Source organism: Psychrobacter nivimaris, from assembly GCF_904846365.1.
Lineage (GTDB): Bacteria > Pseudomonadota > Gammaproteobacteria > Pseudomonadales > Moraxellaceae > Psychrobacter > Psychrobacter nivimaris_B.
In genome coordinates this window covers 1-15,371 of record NZ_CAJHAL010000036.1, presented here as the reverse complement: position 1 = coordinate 15,371, position 15,371 = coordinate 1, and the positions used below count along the sequence as shown (strand labels likewise).

The following is a 15,371-nucleotide window of genomic DNA, read 5'->3' as shown; positions in this document are numbered from 1 at the left end:
AGAACTAGATAGCCAAACGTATAGTTACTATTTATATGCGCTACTGTGACAATTATACATACTGTCTAGCAGTGTTCTGATTTTCTAAAAAGGTTGCGGTATACTATACGGCAACCTTTTTTGTTACCTTATAAATGACAATAGATAAAAACATTGGTTTTATTTAATACCCTCTAATTCTTATAAAAGGACTTACCTTATGGCAGGATTGCTTAGCATCTCCGAACCTGACGCCACCCAGCCAACTGATGTAGCCACTCAGCCAGATACGATCAACAGTGATTTTTTGGCCAGTCTAGCCACAGACGCAACTCAAACTGATAGTAAAGTTGCCACCACGTATAGCCGTGAAGAAATCGCGCAACTGTTTGATTTACCTTTGATGGACTTGCTGTTACAAGCACAGACCATCCATAGAAAGCATTTTACTGCCAATGAAGTACAAATCAGCACGCTACTCTCTATCAAAACGGGCAACTGCCCCGAAGATTGCGGCTACTGCTCGCAGTCAGGTCATCATCGCGACACTACCAAACTACAAGCAGAAAAACGCATAGAAGTTGATAAAGTCATCGCAGCGGCCAAACGCGCCAAAAACAGTGGCTCATCGCGCTTCTGCATGGGTGCCGCGTGGAAACACCCAAGTTCTAAAGACATGCCTTATGTGGTTGAGCTGATCAAAGAAGTGAAAGCATTGGGACTTGAGACTTGTATGACACTGGGTATGCTTGATACCAATCAAGCAACGCAGTTGGCCGATGCAGGGTTAGATTACTACAACCATAACCTAGATACTTCGCGCAGCTACTACGAGCAAGTCGTCAGCACGCGTAGCTATGATGAGCGTTTAGATACGATAGAAAACGTGCGTAACTCTGGCATTAATGTCTGTAGTGGCAATATAGTTGGTATGGGCGAAAGCCGTGATGATCGCATCGATTGGGTACTTGAGCTACTAAAAATGCCAAAAGCGCCTGAATCAATTCCAGTCAACTTACTGGTGCCTATTGCAGGTACACCAATTGGTGACAAAGTACTGGCCGAAGGTCAACTGTCTGTACTTGAATGGATTCGTACTATTGCGGTCGCCCGTATTTGCTGCCCGACTAGCTACGTGCGTTTATCTGCTGGCCGCGAAAGCCTGTCAGATTCTGAGCAAGCGTTGGCATTTATGGCAGGTGCTAACTCATTCTTTTATGGTGACAAGCTTCTTACTACTGGTAACGCCAGCCAGTCAGGTGACGACAGACTCATGCGTGAGCTTGGCCTAACCAAACAGTTTGCCGCACCAAGAGCGCCTAAAGTACTGCCTGTAATGGATGCGATGAATGGTCATCAAACACAAGTTGTATTGGCAGATTAAGCCCACGCTAAAAAATACAAGTTAAGCAAGAGAAACTATGATGGCAGATTATTTTAACTGGATTAAAGCCGCGCACATTATCTCGATGGTCTGCTGGTTTGCAGCGATATTTTATTTGCCGCGCCTGTTCGTCTATCATGCGATGAGCGACGATAGCATCAGTCATGAGCGCTTTGCCATTATGGAGCGCAAGCTGTATCGCGGCATCATGACACCCTCGATGATAGCGACATGGGTCTTTGGTCTATGGATGTTGGGGCTGGGCTGGGATGTGTACAAAACCCAAGGTTGGCTACACGTTAAATTGCTCTTAGTCGTGCTACTCTCAGGCTATCATGGTGCTTGCGGCTTTTATCGTAAAAAGCTGATCGATAATCCACATTATAAAACGCATAAGTTTTGGCGCTGGTTTAATGAAGTGCCTGTCTTCGCCTTAGTTATTATCGTGATTCTAGTCGTGGTAAAACCGTTTTAGGTTCAGAAAAACCATCTAACCTGCAAAAAAGCGTCCGTAACTTCAATGAGTTGCGGACGCTTTTTTATTCAATTATAGAACATGTTGTCAAACTGGAAATATCAAACACTAAACACTAGGGCGCATAATTTGATAAACATTACTTAAATCGTAAACGCGGTAACGAGCTGGTTCACGGCGATTTTCGCCAGCATAGCTCAGTATCAATGCTTGCTTGGCATGCTCATCGACCCAACCGACAAACAGGCCGCTATGCTCGACGCCATTGTAGCCATGGTTAATATAATAGAGCCAGTCGCCTGCTTCAATCTCGCTGCTACTAGCATAGGGCCCTTGCGCATAAGTGCCTTTGTGTATGGTATTACGCAATACCCCTGCCCGATTAAATACAGCATTTAAATAGTCCCAGCAGCCACCCTGAATAATCGTGCGCTCGTTAAGTGCCATTTTGCGGGCGGTACTGACCACCTCACGTGCTGCCATACTACTCTGCGTCTCTGCATTGCTCAGCAGCGGTAGGTACTCGCTATCAACATTGTCATAGCTGCCTGATAAAAACGCCGGTAAGACTGTAGGCGCTTGACGTGTTACCTCAGGATAACGATAGAATGTATTCGTCGTTGATTGAGCTGATTTCTGAGCGATAAGCATACTCATACTATCTGCATGGGCTTGCCCTACCATGCCGCAGGTAAATAGTAATAAACCGCTTGACGCGGCGACTGACGGTATAGACAAACGCAGCATGACTAACTCCTTGTCAATCAGATCTCAATGACAGTGTCGATAATAGTAAGAATGAACTTTATAATCCTACTTATAAACCATTTGCGCACAAATCTGCAAGCACTATTCGCCTGCGATAGGTGATAGACGGTATAAGTATACTGATGAATGACAATATTGGGGAGATGCGCTAAGTGAAATTTAAAACGATATTCGAATTAGAAGTTTGGATAGCACAAAGATAATAGCTATGCTTTCATAAAGTATAAAATTGAGAAAAGATACTAATTACTCTTCATTTTGATATTTACATGACGTTTCGTTAGCGCCTGCCCTTCTAAGATAGCTTTCGCAGCTTTTGCTTCTTGAGCACTCTCGAAACCAGTAATATGATATTTGCGCACGTCACTGCTATCGACAATCTGTAATTGCTCGCCAATCAGCGTTATCTTATCACCATCCGTTAAATGAATATGCTCACGCTTACCTAGATTGTCATGGACCAACTCGCCAGCCCTTACCCATAATGTGCCACTGCTAATCATACCGCTCATGGCTTTTTTATGCTGTTGGCGCTTTTTATTAAAAATGAAGCTACCAATGATAAGCAGGGCAAGCGCACCGATGGCTAGACGCTCAGGCAATAGGCTCATCGCCATGGCGACTGCGACGGCCCCGACCAATAATGCAGAACCAAACCAAAACATGCCATTATCAGCAGCATTTGATTGCCCTTGTAAGATGATTTTGGCGCCATCATCAGTCAGCTTTAGCATGTGTTGTTACCTATTAAGTAATGTACGAATATTTTCTATTAAAAAACTGCCTATTAGCAGCTAACAGGCAGTTATTGACACTAAAAACAAAGACAGTGTGTTGTATTTAAACGCTAGTCTACCAACCAAGCGCCGTCTGTTGCATTTTAATCAATTCAGCAATGCCTTTTTCAGCTAACGACAGCATAGCATCTGCTTGTTCACGAGTGAACGGCTTTTCTTCAGCAGTACCTTGTAGCTCAATGTACTCGCCTTTTTGGGTCATCACAACGTTCAAATCGGTATCGCAGCTAGAGTCTTCTTCGTAGTTCAGATCAAGATACGCTTCGCCATCTTTCATACCAACAGAAACCGCAGCAACCAGTCCGATTAGCGGATCTGCTTTGAGTTTCTTGGCTTTTTGGATACTCTCTAGCGCATCGATAAGCGCAATTGCAGCACCAGTGATACTCGCCGTACGAGTACCGCCATCCGCTTGCAACACATCGCAATCTAGATAGATGGTGTTTTCACCAAGTTTACTCAGATCAATCATGGCACGTAAGCTACGACCGATCAAACGTTGAATCTCTTGCGTACGACCTGACTGCTTACCGCGAGCCGCTTCACGCTGATTACGCGTGTTGGTCGCACGTGGCAACATACCATACTCAGCTGTGATCCAACCTTTGCCTTTACCCTTGAGCCAGCGCGGCACACCAGATTCTACACTGGCAGTACATAGTACCTTGGTATCGCCAAAACTTACCAGTACTGACCCTTCAGCATGCTTCGTATAATGGCGCTCAAAGCTGATCGAGCGAAGTTGGTCAAGCTCACGATTGTCAATACGCATAAAAATTCCTAGTACAATGTTATAAAAGCAGTGTCATAAAAATACCTATCAGTTGTCAGTAAACACATTGATAGATATGTAGTCGACTAAAATCTTAAGATATCCTAACGTGACAACGGCGCAATAGCAAGATTCGCTCCTGCCATTACGCCACCGTTATCAACAGAATGTCAGATATAAACTATTCTAACCCTTCCATCTTACGCAATTCCTTACGTAGGATTTTGCCAACGTTCGACTTTGGTAATTCGTCAACGAACTGTATATGACGTGGGCGCTTATAGCCAGTCAGTTGTTTTTTGCCATATTCTAGTAGCTCTTTTTCAGTCACGTCGCCTTTTTTAACCACAAACAGCTTTGGCTCTTCGCCGCGATCATCGTTCGGTACACCAATAGCACCGCATTCTACGACTGCTGGATGCTCACTCATCGCCTCTTCAATTTCGTTGGGATAGACGTTAAAACCAGACACCAAAATCATGTCTTTTTTGCGATCGACAATTTTGATAAAGCCTTTTTCGTCCATGATGCCGATATCGCCAGTTTTTAAGTAACCACTAGCCGTAAAGGATTCAGCAGTTTCTTTCGGACGATTCTGATAACCAATCATGACCTGTGGACCTTTTACGCAGATTTCACCGCGATCGCCCATGGCTACTATATTTTCGTCATCATCAATGAGTACGATATCGGTACTAGGCGCAGGAATACCGATTTTTCCGGTAAATTCTGCAATAGTCATCGGATTAAATGCTACGACAGGTGAGGTCTCAGACAAGCCGTAACCTTCAACGATAGGCAGACCAGTGATTTTATGCCATTCCTTCGCTACGCTAGGTAATACTGACATACCGCCGCCGATAGATGCTTTTAGATTAGAAAAGTCCAAATCAGCAAAGTTATCTTTGTGTACTAAGCCGTTAAACAAAGTATTCACGGCAGGGATAAACGCCGGCTTGTATTTAGCCATCTCTTTGATAAGCCCATCAAGATCGCGCGGATTCGGAATGAGTAGCGAGGCATAACCTTGGTACATGCTACACATACCGCAGACCATAAATGAGAATACATGATATAGCGGCAGTGCGGTCAAAATCACATCTCTACCATCTATATCATCATCAAATGCACTGTTCATCAGCGCACTGACCTGTAGCATGTTGGCGACTAGATTACCATGAGACAGCATTGCGCCTTTCGCTACTCCTGTCGTACCACCGGTATATTGCAGCAAGGCCACATCGCTTAAGTTCAACTCAGGGCGCTGGTACTTACTGGCTGACTCAGCATTTAAGGCATGCTTAAAACTCATGCTATTCGGTATGCTATAAGCAGGAATCATCTTTTTGACATGGCGAGCCACGAGGTTGACCACAGCTCCTTTAATCGTACCTAGCATATCACCAATGGTACACACGACTACATGCTCTACCTGACCTTTGTCTTCGGCATCTTGATACGTTTTGGCAAAGTTTTCAACGATAAATAGCGCTTTCGCACCACTGTCATGCAACTGATGTGACAGCTCACGGCTGGTGTATAGAGGGTTTACATTGACCAACACCATCCCTGCACGAATGATACCCAAAGCAACTACTGGATACTGCAAGACGTTGGGCATCATTACCCCAACTTTATCGCCTGCGACCAGTCCTATTGACTGCAAATAGCTAGCAATCTGTCGGCTATATAGATCTAATTGCTTAAAAGTAATCGATGAGCCCATGCAGATATAGGCAGGTTTTTGACCATAACGGCTAAAATTACGCTCGAACACATCAAGTAGAGAGGTATTGTCTTCTGGCATCTCGATAGTAGCATCGATGCTATAGCGCTCATAAGCGCTCAGCCACGGACTATCACTGTCGATGGTCGGCATAGTAGGAAACGCATTGCTTTGATAAACGTCGTTAGTAGTATTGGCTTTATCATCAGTTGCAGCGCTATTATCTGTCGTTTTTTTATTAATATTATCCGTCATAATTTTCCCTAAATGTTACTGTTAAAAACATTGAATATGCTAATGGAAACACCATTTTTTATGATTATTGCTGACAGCAGAAGCTTATGAATAAGAAATAGATAAGTATGATCGGGTTTATCATTCATAAGCTTTGCAAATTAAAGTGTGTTACTGGGTCTATGATAAATAATACTACCACTTAGCACGACCAAGTCGAAAATGATATTTACTACTATGATTTCACTAGTTGTCTTAAGTAAAACTAGTACGATTTTTTGGATAAAAACAAAAATACGTCGATGGGCACTATAGCAGTTTTAATAGATATTCTCTATTAATAGTAGCTGTCATCCGCAAATGTCAAAAGCGATAAAGACAAAAAAATGATAAGACAGCATGGTTGCAGCCTTATCATTTTTGGTTACTACTTTACTTACTACAGTATCTAATCGAGCGACACTTTCACATGTGTCTTTGGTCAATACACGCAGCTATCAAACAACTATCTAGGTGCGTGTATCAGCAAATTAACCGTGGTTTTTTTCTTCAAGTACGCGTAGATCTTTACGCAAAATCTTACCAACGTTCGATTTTGGTAGCTCATCAATAAATTCAACACGACGAGGACGTTTATAACCTGTTAGGTTCTCTTTACCGTACTCAAGAACTTCTTCGGTAGTCAGGCTAGGATCATTACGGACAACATAGATCTTAGGAATCTCACCACTCTTCTCATCTTCGATACCGATGACGCCACATTCTAAAATCTTAGGATGTCCAGCCATGACTTCTTCGACTTCATTCGGATAGACGTTAAAACCAGACACCAAAATCATGTCTTTTTTGCGGTCAACGATGGTCACATATCCGTTGTCAGCCATGATACCGATATCACCAGTACGGAAGAATCCATCTGCTGTCATGACTTCGGCAGTAGCATCTTCGCGGTTCCAGTAACCTTTCATGACCTGTGGACCACGAACACTAATCTCACCGCGCTCACCAAGTGCTACTTCATTACCTGCATCATCTAAGATCGCCACATCGGTTGCTGGCATAGGGACACCAATAGTGCCAGTGAATGTCTTGCTGTTGCTAGGGTTAGCGGTCGCGACTGGTGATGTTTCAGACAAGCCATAACCTTGAATAATAATATTACCTGTCACTTGGCGCCATTTTTCGGCTGTTGGGCTCAGTACCGCCATGCCACCACCCATCGACTGACGCAGCTTGCTATGATCCATCGCTATAAATTCTTCGTTATTGGCAAGTGCGTTAAACAACGTGTTGACCGCTGGGAAGAACGCTGGTGGATTGGCTTTATATGCTTTTAACAAGCTATCAAGATCACGTGGGTTTGGTACTAATAGCACCACACAACCGCGATACAGACCGAACATACCACATACGGTGAATGAGAAAATATGATACATCGGCAATGCCGTCATAATCACAGGTTGCTCACCTCTTTGATCGAAATCATCAAAAGCGGTGCCCAAAAAGGTATTAGACTGAATTAAGTTTGCCACTAAGTTTTTGTGCGTTAGCATCGCACCTTTCGCCACACCTGTCGTACCACCGGTATACTGTAGGACAGCGATATCATCAAGCGTGATATTGGTTGGGCGCTTATATTTGCTAGCCGTGACTTGCTTTAATGCACTTTTGAAACTAACGCTATTAGAAATACTATAGTCTGGCACCATTTTTTTGACATGGCGGACGACCGTATTGACCATAAAGCCTTTGAGCGTACCCATCAAATCGCCCATACCCGTAATCACGACTTTATCGACCACATTGCGACCGATGTCTTGATAGGTTTTGGCAAAGTTTTCGACCATGATTAGCACTTTGGCTTCTGAATCAGTCAATTGATGCTCGAGCTCTCTGGTAGTGTACAGAGGGTTGACGTTGACTAAGGTAAAGCCTGCACGCAGTACAGCGATGACAGAGATTGGTAACTGCAAAATGTTGGGCATCATGACCGCAACTTTATCGCCTTTGACCAATCCTAATGACTGTAGATAAGCGGCCATTTGACGGCTGTATAAATCTACTTCTTGGAAGCTTAACGATGAACCCATGCAGATATAGGCAGTTTTATCAGCATTTTCAGCGAAGCTTTTTTCGAAAATATCGATAAGTGACGTATTGTCGGCTGGCAATTCAATGTCATACTCCAGACCAAGTTCTTCATACGTTTTTAGCCAAACTTTATCGTCACGACGGGTTAAGTTTCCTTGATTTTCCATAATCTTTTCTCTCCTAGTAATAATACATTACCGTCAACCCACGCCAATCACAGTGTGATAAATATACAAAACGTCAGAGTCGTGCCTATCACTATGATGAAAAGCAAGGCTGCGACATATTTGTATAGTGCTGAGCGAACAATATAGCGGTAAATAGCCCTTTGTTCATTAACATACACACTTTATACATAGTACTCAATACAAAAGATTGCTACACCAGTTCTCAAATAGGCTTGACGCTAAATATCTCCATATATATCAATACATTAGATTAAAAACATCAGTCATACCATTAGAAAATATGACCCTTGACTTCTGCTTCATAATGACTATCCCGACACGATATCTGTTCACTATTGGCTATTTTTTAGCGCACTCGCCAGCTCAGTCAACGTCACAAAGTTGCGACGAGTACCATCAGTATCGCTACTCGATCTATCTGCGATACTACTTTTGGCAAGCTTAGTGCTATCACTGTACTGCCAATCATTAATATAATCGCTTTGAGTCAAGCGTTGACCGAACCCTGCTACTGCCATCGCAAACTGAGTATCGATACTGGCTTTATTTAAAGCGTGGCTAGCTTTATTAATCGGTTGGCTAATCAGTTTAGAGCTACCACCTGTCGGTGCTTTATAACGAATTTTTAGATAGCCAAGCTCATTAGAGTTCTGTTTGTTATTCGAACTAATACTGGCATTGCTAGCAGCATAACGGCGATCGCTATATAACCCTTTTTGTCCTTTTGGAGTTACCTCAAACAAAGCGATAACCGCCTTACCTGCCCCAAGCTCACCTGCATCAATTTTGTCATTATTGAAATCTTCTTCAGCCAGTACGCGATTTTCATAACCAATCAAGCGCCACTCACTTACCACATCGGGATTAAACTCAACTTGGACTTTTACATCTTTAGCAACAGTGTTAAATGTCGCAGCTAACTCATCCCCAAAGACTTTTTTTGCTTCAGTTAAGCTGTCAATATAACTGTAATTACCATTGCCGTTGTCCGCCATCTGTTCCATCATGTGATCATTCAGATTACCGCGACCAAAGCCAACGGTAGACAAAGAGATACCGCGATCGCGATTGGCCTTGACCAAATCTAACATCTCATCGACGTCACTAATACCGACATTAAAATCGCCATCCGTTAACATCATGATTCGATTGATACCATTCTTTTTCAGTCCCTGCTCAGCTTGTCTATAGGCCAATTTCAGAGCATCTTCCCCATTGGTTGAGCCTGAGGCATTTAATCCCTCGATTGCAGCCAATATTTTTGCTTTTTGGTCACCATTGGTCGCAGGCAATGCCACACTAGTACTACCTGAATAGGTCACGATGCTGATACTGTCTTGGGCGCGCATTTGCTCTATCAACAACTTAAGCGAAGACTGTGCCAATGGTAGCTTATCGCGCGACGACATAGAGCCTGACACATCTACTAAAAATACGAGATTGGCAGGTGGCATAGATTGCTTATCTGTTTTTTGCGACCAGCTACTATCAACGGCTTTGATACCAACTTTGACGATTTTATTATCCTGATCTGCTCTATCCCAAGGCGAGTCCACTACCTCAGTTGATACAACAAACGGGGCACTACCTAAGCGTTTGCCATCATCAAATTGATAGTTAAAATAATTAATCAATTCCTCTACCCGTACGGCACCAACAGGTGGTAGTTGACCCTCGTTTAGGTAGCGGCGCACATTGGCGTAGCTGCCCGTATCGGTATCGATAGACAAAGTGGATACCGCCATATCCGTAGTTCGATGTACAGGATTGGCTGCGTTTTTTTGATAGTTGTCTTTTGCCTCTGGCGTGACTATGATGCTCGGTGATGGGCGTACGATACCTGTCTGTGCCACAGAACGTACCATCATCTGTTGGCTGATGACGGATGACCTCACACTGGGTGACGCCATGATAGACTCTGACACCATTGCTGCATCTTGATTGACTGTGCTGCTTGTCTCGGCCGGTAGCGTTTTGCTCATTTGTGAAGGGCTACAGGCTGTCAATCCTAGACTGGTTATAGCAGTAATCAATAGTACATTTATAGTAGTGTTTTTCCCTAGGTGCTTACTTTCGTTTTTTAGCATTGTAGAGGCAGAAACTTGAGATAAAGGGTCACATGACATAACAGAAATTCCTTATTGTAAGATAATTCAGTAGCGACTTGTCCGTGTCAATATATGGTTAATGCTATTTAAATAGGCAAAGCAGCCGTCTTATTTAGTCTATTAGCTGTCATACTTTCAGTTGTTAATTTTGCATTAAAGCTATTCTGTACCTACTTTCTTTAGACTAATAGTAGATAAAATATCCTAAATAAAAACGATTAAATATTAAGATATTTATTAACCCTATAAAAAACAAATATTAGATTTACTATACTTAACTTGATCTATAAAAGCTATGAATCACCATACTATAAAAGGCCTTTATAAGCGCTTGTTTTAAGCACGTCACGAGATGTCGTATATTCTGACATACGTCTTTTTAATTGGTGCAATATCCTTTACGATAGCACTATCCTATTTGTATGCTTGAACCAATTATCTATACCTATTAAAACTGATAAGTGAATCCTATTTTATGTCTGATGTTATTGATCATACGATCGCCCCAATTATTCCCAATGAGCCGATGGATACTCGTTCAGTCGCAGAGTTCACTGAGCAGGCCTATCTCAACTATGCCATGTACGTCATCATGGATCGGGCGCTACCAAATATCGCCGATGGTCTAAAACCTGTCCAGCGTCGCATCGTCTATGCCATGAGCGAGCTTGGGCTAAAGTCCTCTGCCAAGGCGAAGAAATCCGCGCGTACGGTCGGTGATGTATTGGGTAAATACCATCCGCATGGTGACAGCGCTTGTTATGAGGCAATGGTACTGATGGCTCAACCGTTCAGCTATCGCTATCCACTCATCACTGGTCAAGGTAACTGGGGTAGCCCAGATGATCCGAAATCCTTTGCCGCAATGCGTTATACCGAAGCCAAAATGTCAGCTTATGCCAATACTTTGCTCGCAGAACTGGGACAAGGTACAGTCGATTGGCAAGATAACTTTGATGGCACGATGCAAGAACCAACTACCCTACCTGCCCGCTTACCTAATATTTTATTGAACGGTACGACAGGTATCGCGGTTGGTATGGCAACAGATATTCCGCCACATAACCTTAATGAAGTGGTACGCGCGGCCATTCGTTTGCTCAAAAACCCAGAGCTGTCGGTGAAGCAGCTCACGCAATCGATACCAGCACCTGACTTACCAACGCCAGCTGAAATCATCACTAGCAAAAAAGACTTGCAGGCGATGTACGAGACTGGTCGTGGCAGCTATAAGATGCGCGCCACGTTCCATATCGATACTAAAGAGAAGAATCTCGTCATCATTGATGCATTGCCCTACCAAGTCTCAGGCAATAAAATCCAAGAGCAAATAGCCAAGCTCATGACGGATAAAAAGCTGCCTTGGATCACTGATATTCATGATGAATCAGATCACGAGAATGCCTGCCGTATTGTATTAGAGCTACGCTCGACGCGGGTCGATGTCGAGCGTGTTATGAGTCATCTATTCGCCAGTACAGACCTAGAGAGTAATTACCGCGTCAATATGAATATGATCGGTCTAAATGGTAAGCCGCAGGTCAAAAACCTAAAAGAAGTATTGGAAGAATGGCTCATCTGTCGCCGTTCAGTAGTCACGCGCCGCTTGCAATACCGCCTTGATAAAATCGATAAGCGCTTGCACATTCTGGCAGGTTTGCTGATCGCCTATCTCAATATCGATGAAGTGATTCGCATCATTCGTGAAGAGGATGATCCAAAAGCAACCTTGATGCAGGATTATGACCTGACTGACATTCAAGCTAATGCTATCTTGGATATTCGTCTGCGTCAGTTGGCAAAATTAGAAGAGATTGAGCTGCGCCGCGAGCAAGATGAACTGGCTGCCGAACGTGCCATCATTCAAGAGTACTTAGACAATCCAGACAGTTTGACCAACTTGATGATCGATGAGCTTACTGCCGATATGAAAGAACATGGCAATGAGCGTGTATCACCATTAGCAGAGCGTGAAGAAGCGCAAGCATTAAAAGAGTCAGACCTCGTACCAAGTGAGCCGGTCACTGCCATCTTATCGAAAGCGGGTTGGATTCGCGCAGCTAAAGGTCATGATGTCGATGCTGCTGGTATGAGTTACCGCTCAGGTGACAGCTATCAAGCGCACGTGCGCGGCAAATCAAACGAAAGGATTTACGTACTCGACAGTACAGGACGCAGCTATAGTATCGATGCGCATAATTTAGCATCTGCACGTGGTCAAGGTGATCCATTGACTAGCGTATTAAAGCCGCCAGCAGGTGCCAGCTTTGAGCAGCTACTAACGGGTGATAACGAGCAACGCATTATCCTTGTCAGCTCAGCAGGTTATGGTTTTATCAATACCATTGGTAATCTCGATAGCAACCAAAAAGCTGGTAAAAACGTTATTAACTTAGCAACTGATAGTCGCTTGCTCCCTGTTGCACGTATCGACGTACCAGTAGAGACGGCCGCCAATGCCGAAGGTGAAAATAGCAATATACGCGTGACACCTGATCATGTTGCCGTTGCAACCAATGCAGGGTATCTACTGATATTTGCCCTCGATGATTTGCCTGAACAAGCTCGCGGTAAAGGGAACAAACTTATCAAACTGAAAGACGGTGAGGAAGTACTTGCTATCACACCACTTAGTCAGCAAGACAGCCTTGTCATTACTGCTGGCAAACGCCATGTGACACTCAAGCCAAATGATTTGGCTAACTATACGGGTGTTCGCGGTAATCGTGGTGGACAGCTGCCAAGAGGCTTTCAGAACGTGACGAGTGTTGAGATTGGCTAGTTTGACTAGTTAAATTTTGGAAACCCTAGTTCAAAATCTAGCTAATAAAATTAAACAGCTTAAAAAGCCGCCTATACACAATGTATAGGCGGCTTTTCTACGCTACTCAAAATAGAGAAATTATTTAAGACTTATTAGATACAGCATCCTCAAAGATCGCTTTCAGGAAGCTTGTAATCTGAGTACTTTTCATTAGATACGGATTAAAGTCAGCACCTGCTGAGAAACTTTTTAGGGTATATGCTTCGTCTTCTGCACTTGATGTTAAATATTTTATTAAAAACCCATCCCACCTACGTTCTTCTATTTCCTCAATCTCACTGAGGTGGGGTACTAGGTAAAAGTACTCACTGATTAATTTTACTAGGGCGTGTCTTCAATTCACCCGATAGTCATCTAAATGGGCTAAAAATGGCTAAATCTTGCCAAACAGCGTCAAATAGCTGGTTAATATCCCGATATTATCTGCGCTATTTTTCTTGTTTGACGGCAATTTATCTCATTTTTATCACCATTTTTGAAATGAAGACACGCCCTAGTATTTCATTGATAAGAGGTCTTGGACCTTCAATATTTTGAATAAAGTAATTGTCATTCACGACAAGCGCTGAGGTTACACCAATTTTTTCATTATTCCTTCGCCATTGCTCAAGCAGACGAGCCAACTCTATACCTGTTTTCATTTCGATGTTTTTACCGATATACGTTAGGCTAATCAGCAGATGCTCGCCATGTCTTTTCCTATTTTCTGACGTTTGACTTGTCATTATTTGCATAAGAAAATCCATTTATATAATAGGTATATAAATTAATATACACTTTATCATAAAGTATAATCAATAAAACTCTTGGGAATTGATCAGCTTCTTATCATCCATAGCTTAAAATAACATGACAAAAACAGGTATCACCAAGGCGTTTTTATTAGTTAAGTTCTGCAAGAGTCAGGTATGAATAGTCACTTATGAACATCCGCCAATATTCTGTCCAGTTGCTAAGAAACTACTCTTCACCGATACTGCTAATTTGCTTTCAACAAAAAGCCGCCTATACAAACGTATGAACGGCTTTTCTATTCTAGCTAGGGCAAGTCCTACTAACAACTATAAGAGACAAATATTCAAGAAATAAATGCTACTCATTAAAAATTAATTGGATTCAGCATTTTCGAATATCGCCTTTAAAAAGCTTTCAATCTGAGAGCTTTTCATTAAATAAGGATTGTAATCAGAGCCTGCTGAGAAGTTCTTTAGGGCATGCTCTTCATCTTCAACGCTTGAGGTTAGATGCTTAACTAAAAACCCACTCCATTGGCGCGATTCTATTTCCTCTATATTCACGATATTAGGGACAATAGTTGAATGCTCGTCAAGTATTTTTTCCAAGGCAGTATTGATAGCAGGTCTTGTTCCTTGAAAACTTTGAACGAAATAACCTTCACTAATGACTAAAGCTGAAACGATATCGTTTTCTTCAAAATATCTGCGCCAGTACTCAAGTGCGCGAGTCAGCTCAATCCCAGAATCTAGATCGACATTTTTGGCGATATATGTCATATGGATAAGAATATGCTCGCCATGCCTTTTTCTATCTTCTGAAGGTTGGCTTGTCGTTATGTTCATAAGAAACCTTATTTATAAAAAATTCATTTAAATCAAGGTATACTTTAAGATAAAGTATAATTAATAACGCTTTTTATCATTTGCTATGATTTTTTTAGATTTATAACATAGAAGTTTCAATGATATAACATACCGATATTCATAGTAGTAAAATTATACTACAAAGTTGTCACGTTCAGTATCTCGGCATTATTCCAATAGTTAACAAGCCTAATCTATATTCTCCTATAGCCCTGCCTCAACGTACTTATATGACTGAGCCACGTTTACTTATTGGCTAAATATTATAAACATCAATCAGGGTCTTTAATGTCTATATGAGCTATGCTGAAGAAACCGTACAACTAAACTTGGTAAACTAAGCGTATTAACTGGAGTTTACCATGACCAAGAAAGTAAGAACCTACAGTGACGAATTTAAAGCAGAAGCCGTTAAGAAAATAGC

11 protein-coding genes are annotated in these 15,371 nt (G+C 42.4%); 3 read left to right on the top strand and 8 right to left on the bottom strand.

The genetic code is table 11. The features are described 5' to 3' along the window. Nucleotides 1-199 precede the first annotated feature (199 nt). Together bioB and hemJ are read left to right on the top strand one after the other, a co-directional pair. Nucleotides 200-1,363: a biotin synthase BioB gene (gene bioB, locus JMX63_RS12635; RefSeq protein WP_201572729.1), complete on the top strand. Its 1,164-nt coding sequence runs from the start codon at nucleotides 200-202 to the stop codon at nucleotides 1,361-1,363. 40 nt (nucleotides 1,364-1,403) lie between these two features. Next, entirely contained in the window at nucleotides 1,404-1,838 is a 435-nt protein-coding gene (gene hemJ / locus JMX63_RS12630) for a protoporphyrinogen oxidase HemJ (protein WP_102090486.1), read from the top strand. Between the two features lie 108 nt (nucleotides 1,839-1,946). Here the strand turns inward: hemJ and JMX63_RS12625 are convergent, their stop codons facing one another. The 6 genes from JMX63_RS12625 to JMX63_RS12600 all read right to left on the bottom strand — a co-directional run bounded on the left by JMX63_RS12625 (nucleotide 1,947) and on the right by JMX63_RS12600 (nucleotide 10,540). Continuing rightward, nucleotides 1,947-2,585 carry a hypothetical protein gene (locus JMX63_RS12625; RefSeq protein ID WP_102090480.1) on the bottom strand — a complete coding sequence of 213 codons (639 nt, stop codon included), beginning with the start codon at nucleotides 2,583-2,585 and terminating at the stop codon, nucleotides 1,947-1,949. 263 nt (nucleotides 2,586-2,848) lie between these two features. Next, nucleotides 2,849-3,340 (bottom strand): hypothetical protein, encoded by a 492-nt coding sequence (locus JMX63_RS12620; protein WP_201572726.1) that lies wholly within the window; start codon nucleotides 3,338-3,340, stop codon nucleotides 2,849-2,851. Between the two features lie 118 nt (nucleotides 3,341-3,458). Next, nucleotides 3,459-4,175 (bottom strand): ribonuclease PH, encoded by a 717-nt coding sequence (gene rph / locus JMX63_RS12615; protein ID WP_101206066.1) that lies wholly within the window; start codon nucleotides 4,173-4,175, stop codon nucleotides 3,459-3,461. Between the two features lie 181 nt (nucleotides 4,176-4,356). Beyond that, on the bottom strand, nucleotides 4,357-6,156 hold the full coding sequence (locus JMX63_RS12610; protein WP_102090482.1) for an AMP-binding protein: 1,800 nt from the start codon (nucleotides 6,154-6,156) through the stop codon (nucleotides 4,357-4,359). Between the two features lie 509 nt (nucleotides 6,157-6,665). Continuing rightward, complete coding sequence (locus JMX63_RS12605) at nucleotides 6,666-8,393, bottom strand: AMP-binding protein (RefSeq protein WP_201572724.1); 1,728 nt, start codon at nucleotides 8,391-8,393, stop codon at nucleotides 6,666-6,668. Nucleotides 8,394-8,746: 353 nt separating this feature from the next. Further along, a complete protein-coding gene (locus JMX63_RS12600; RefSeq protein ID WP_201572722.1) occupies nucleotides 8,747-10,540 on the bottom strand; it encodes a vWA domain-containing protein in 1,794 nt (597 codons plus the stop codon). A gap of 457 nt (nucleotides 10,541-10,997) precedes the next feature. Here JMX63_RS12600 and parC point away from each other — a divergent pair, with 457 nt between their 5' ends. Continuing rightward, a complete protein-coding gene (gene parC, locus JMX63_RS12595) occupies nucleotides 10,998-13,304 on the top strand; it encodes a DNA topoisomerase IV subunit A (RefSeq protein WP_201572720.1) in 2,307 nt (768 codons plus the stop codon). Nucleotides 13,305-13,798: 494 nt separating this feature from the next. Here parC and JMX63_RS12590 read toward each other — a convergent pair whose 3' ends face one another. Together JMX63_RS12590 and JMX63_RS12585 are read right to left on the bottom strand one after the other, a co-directional pair. Then, nucleotides 13,799-14,080: a BLUF domain-containing protein gene (locus JMX63_RS12590; RefSeq protein ID WP_201572718.1), complete on the bottom strand. Its 282-nt coding sequence runs from the start codon at nucleotides 14,078-14,080 to the stop codon at nucleotides 13,799-13,801. A 372-nt stretch (nucleotides 14,081-14,452) separates the two neighbouring features. Further along, nucleotides 14,453-14,926, bottom strand: coding sequence for a BLUF domain-containing protein (locus JMX63_RS12585; RefSeq protein WP_057761686.1), 474 nt, complete (start codon nucleotides 14,924-14,926; stop codon nucleotides 14,453-14,455). Nucleotides 14,927-15,371 lie beyond the last annotated feature (445 nt).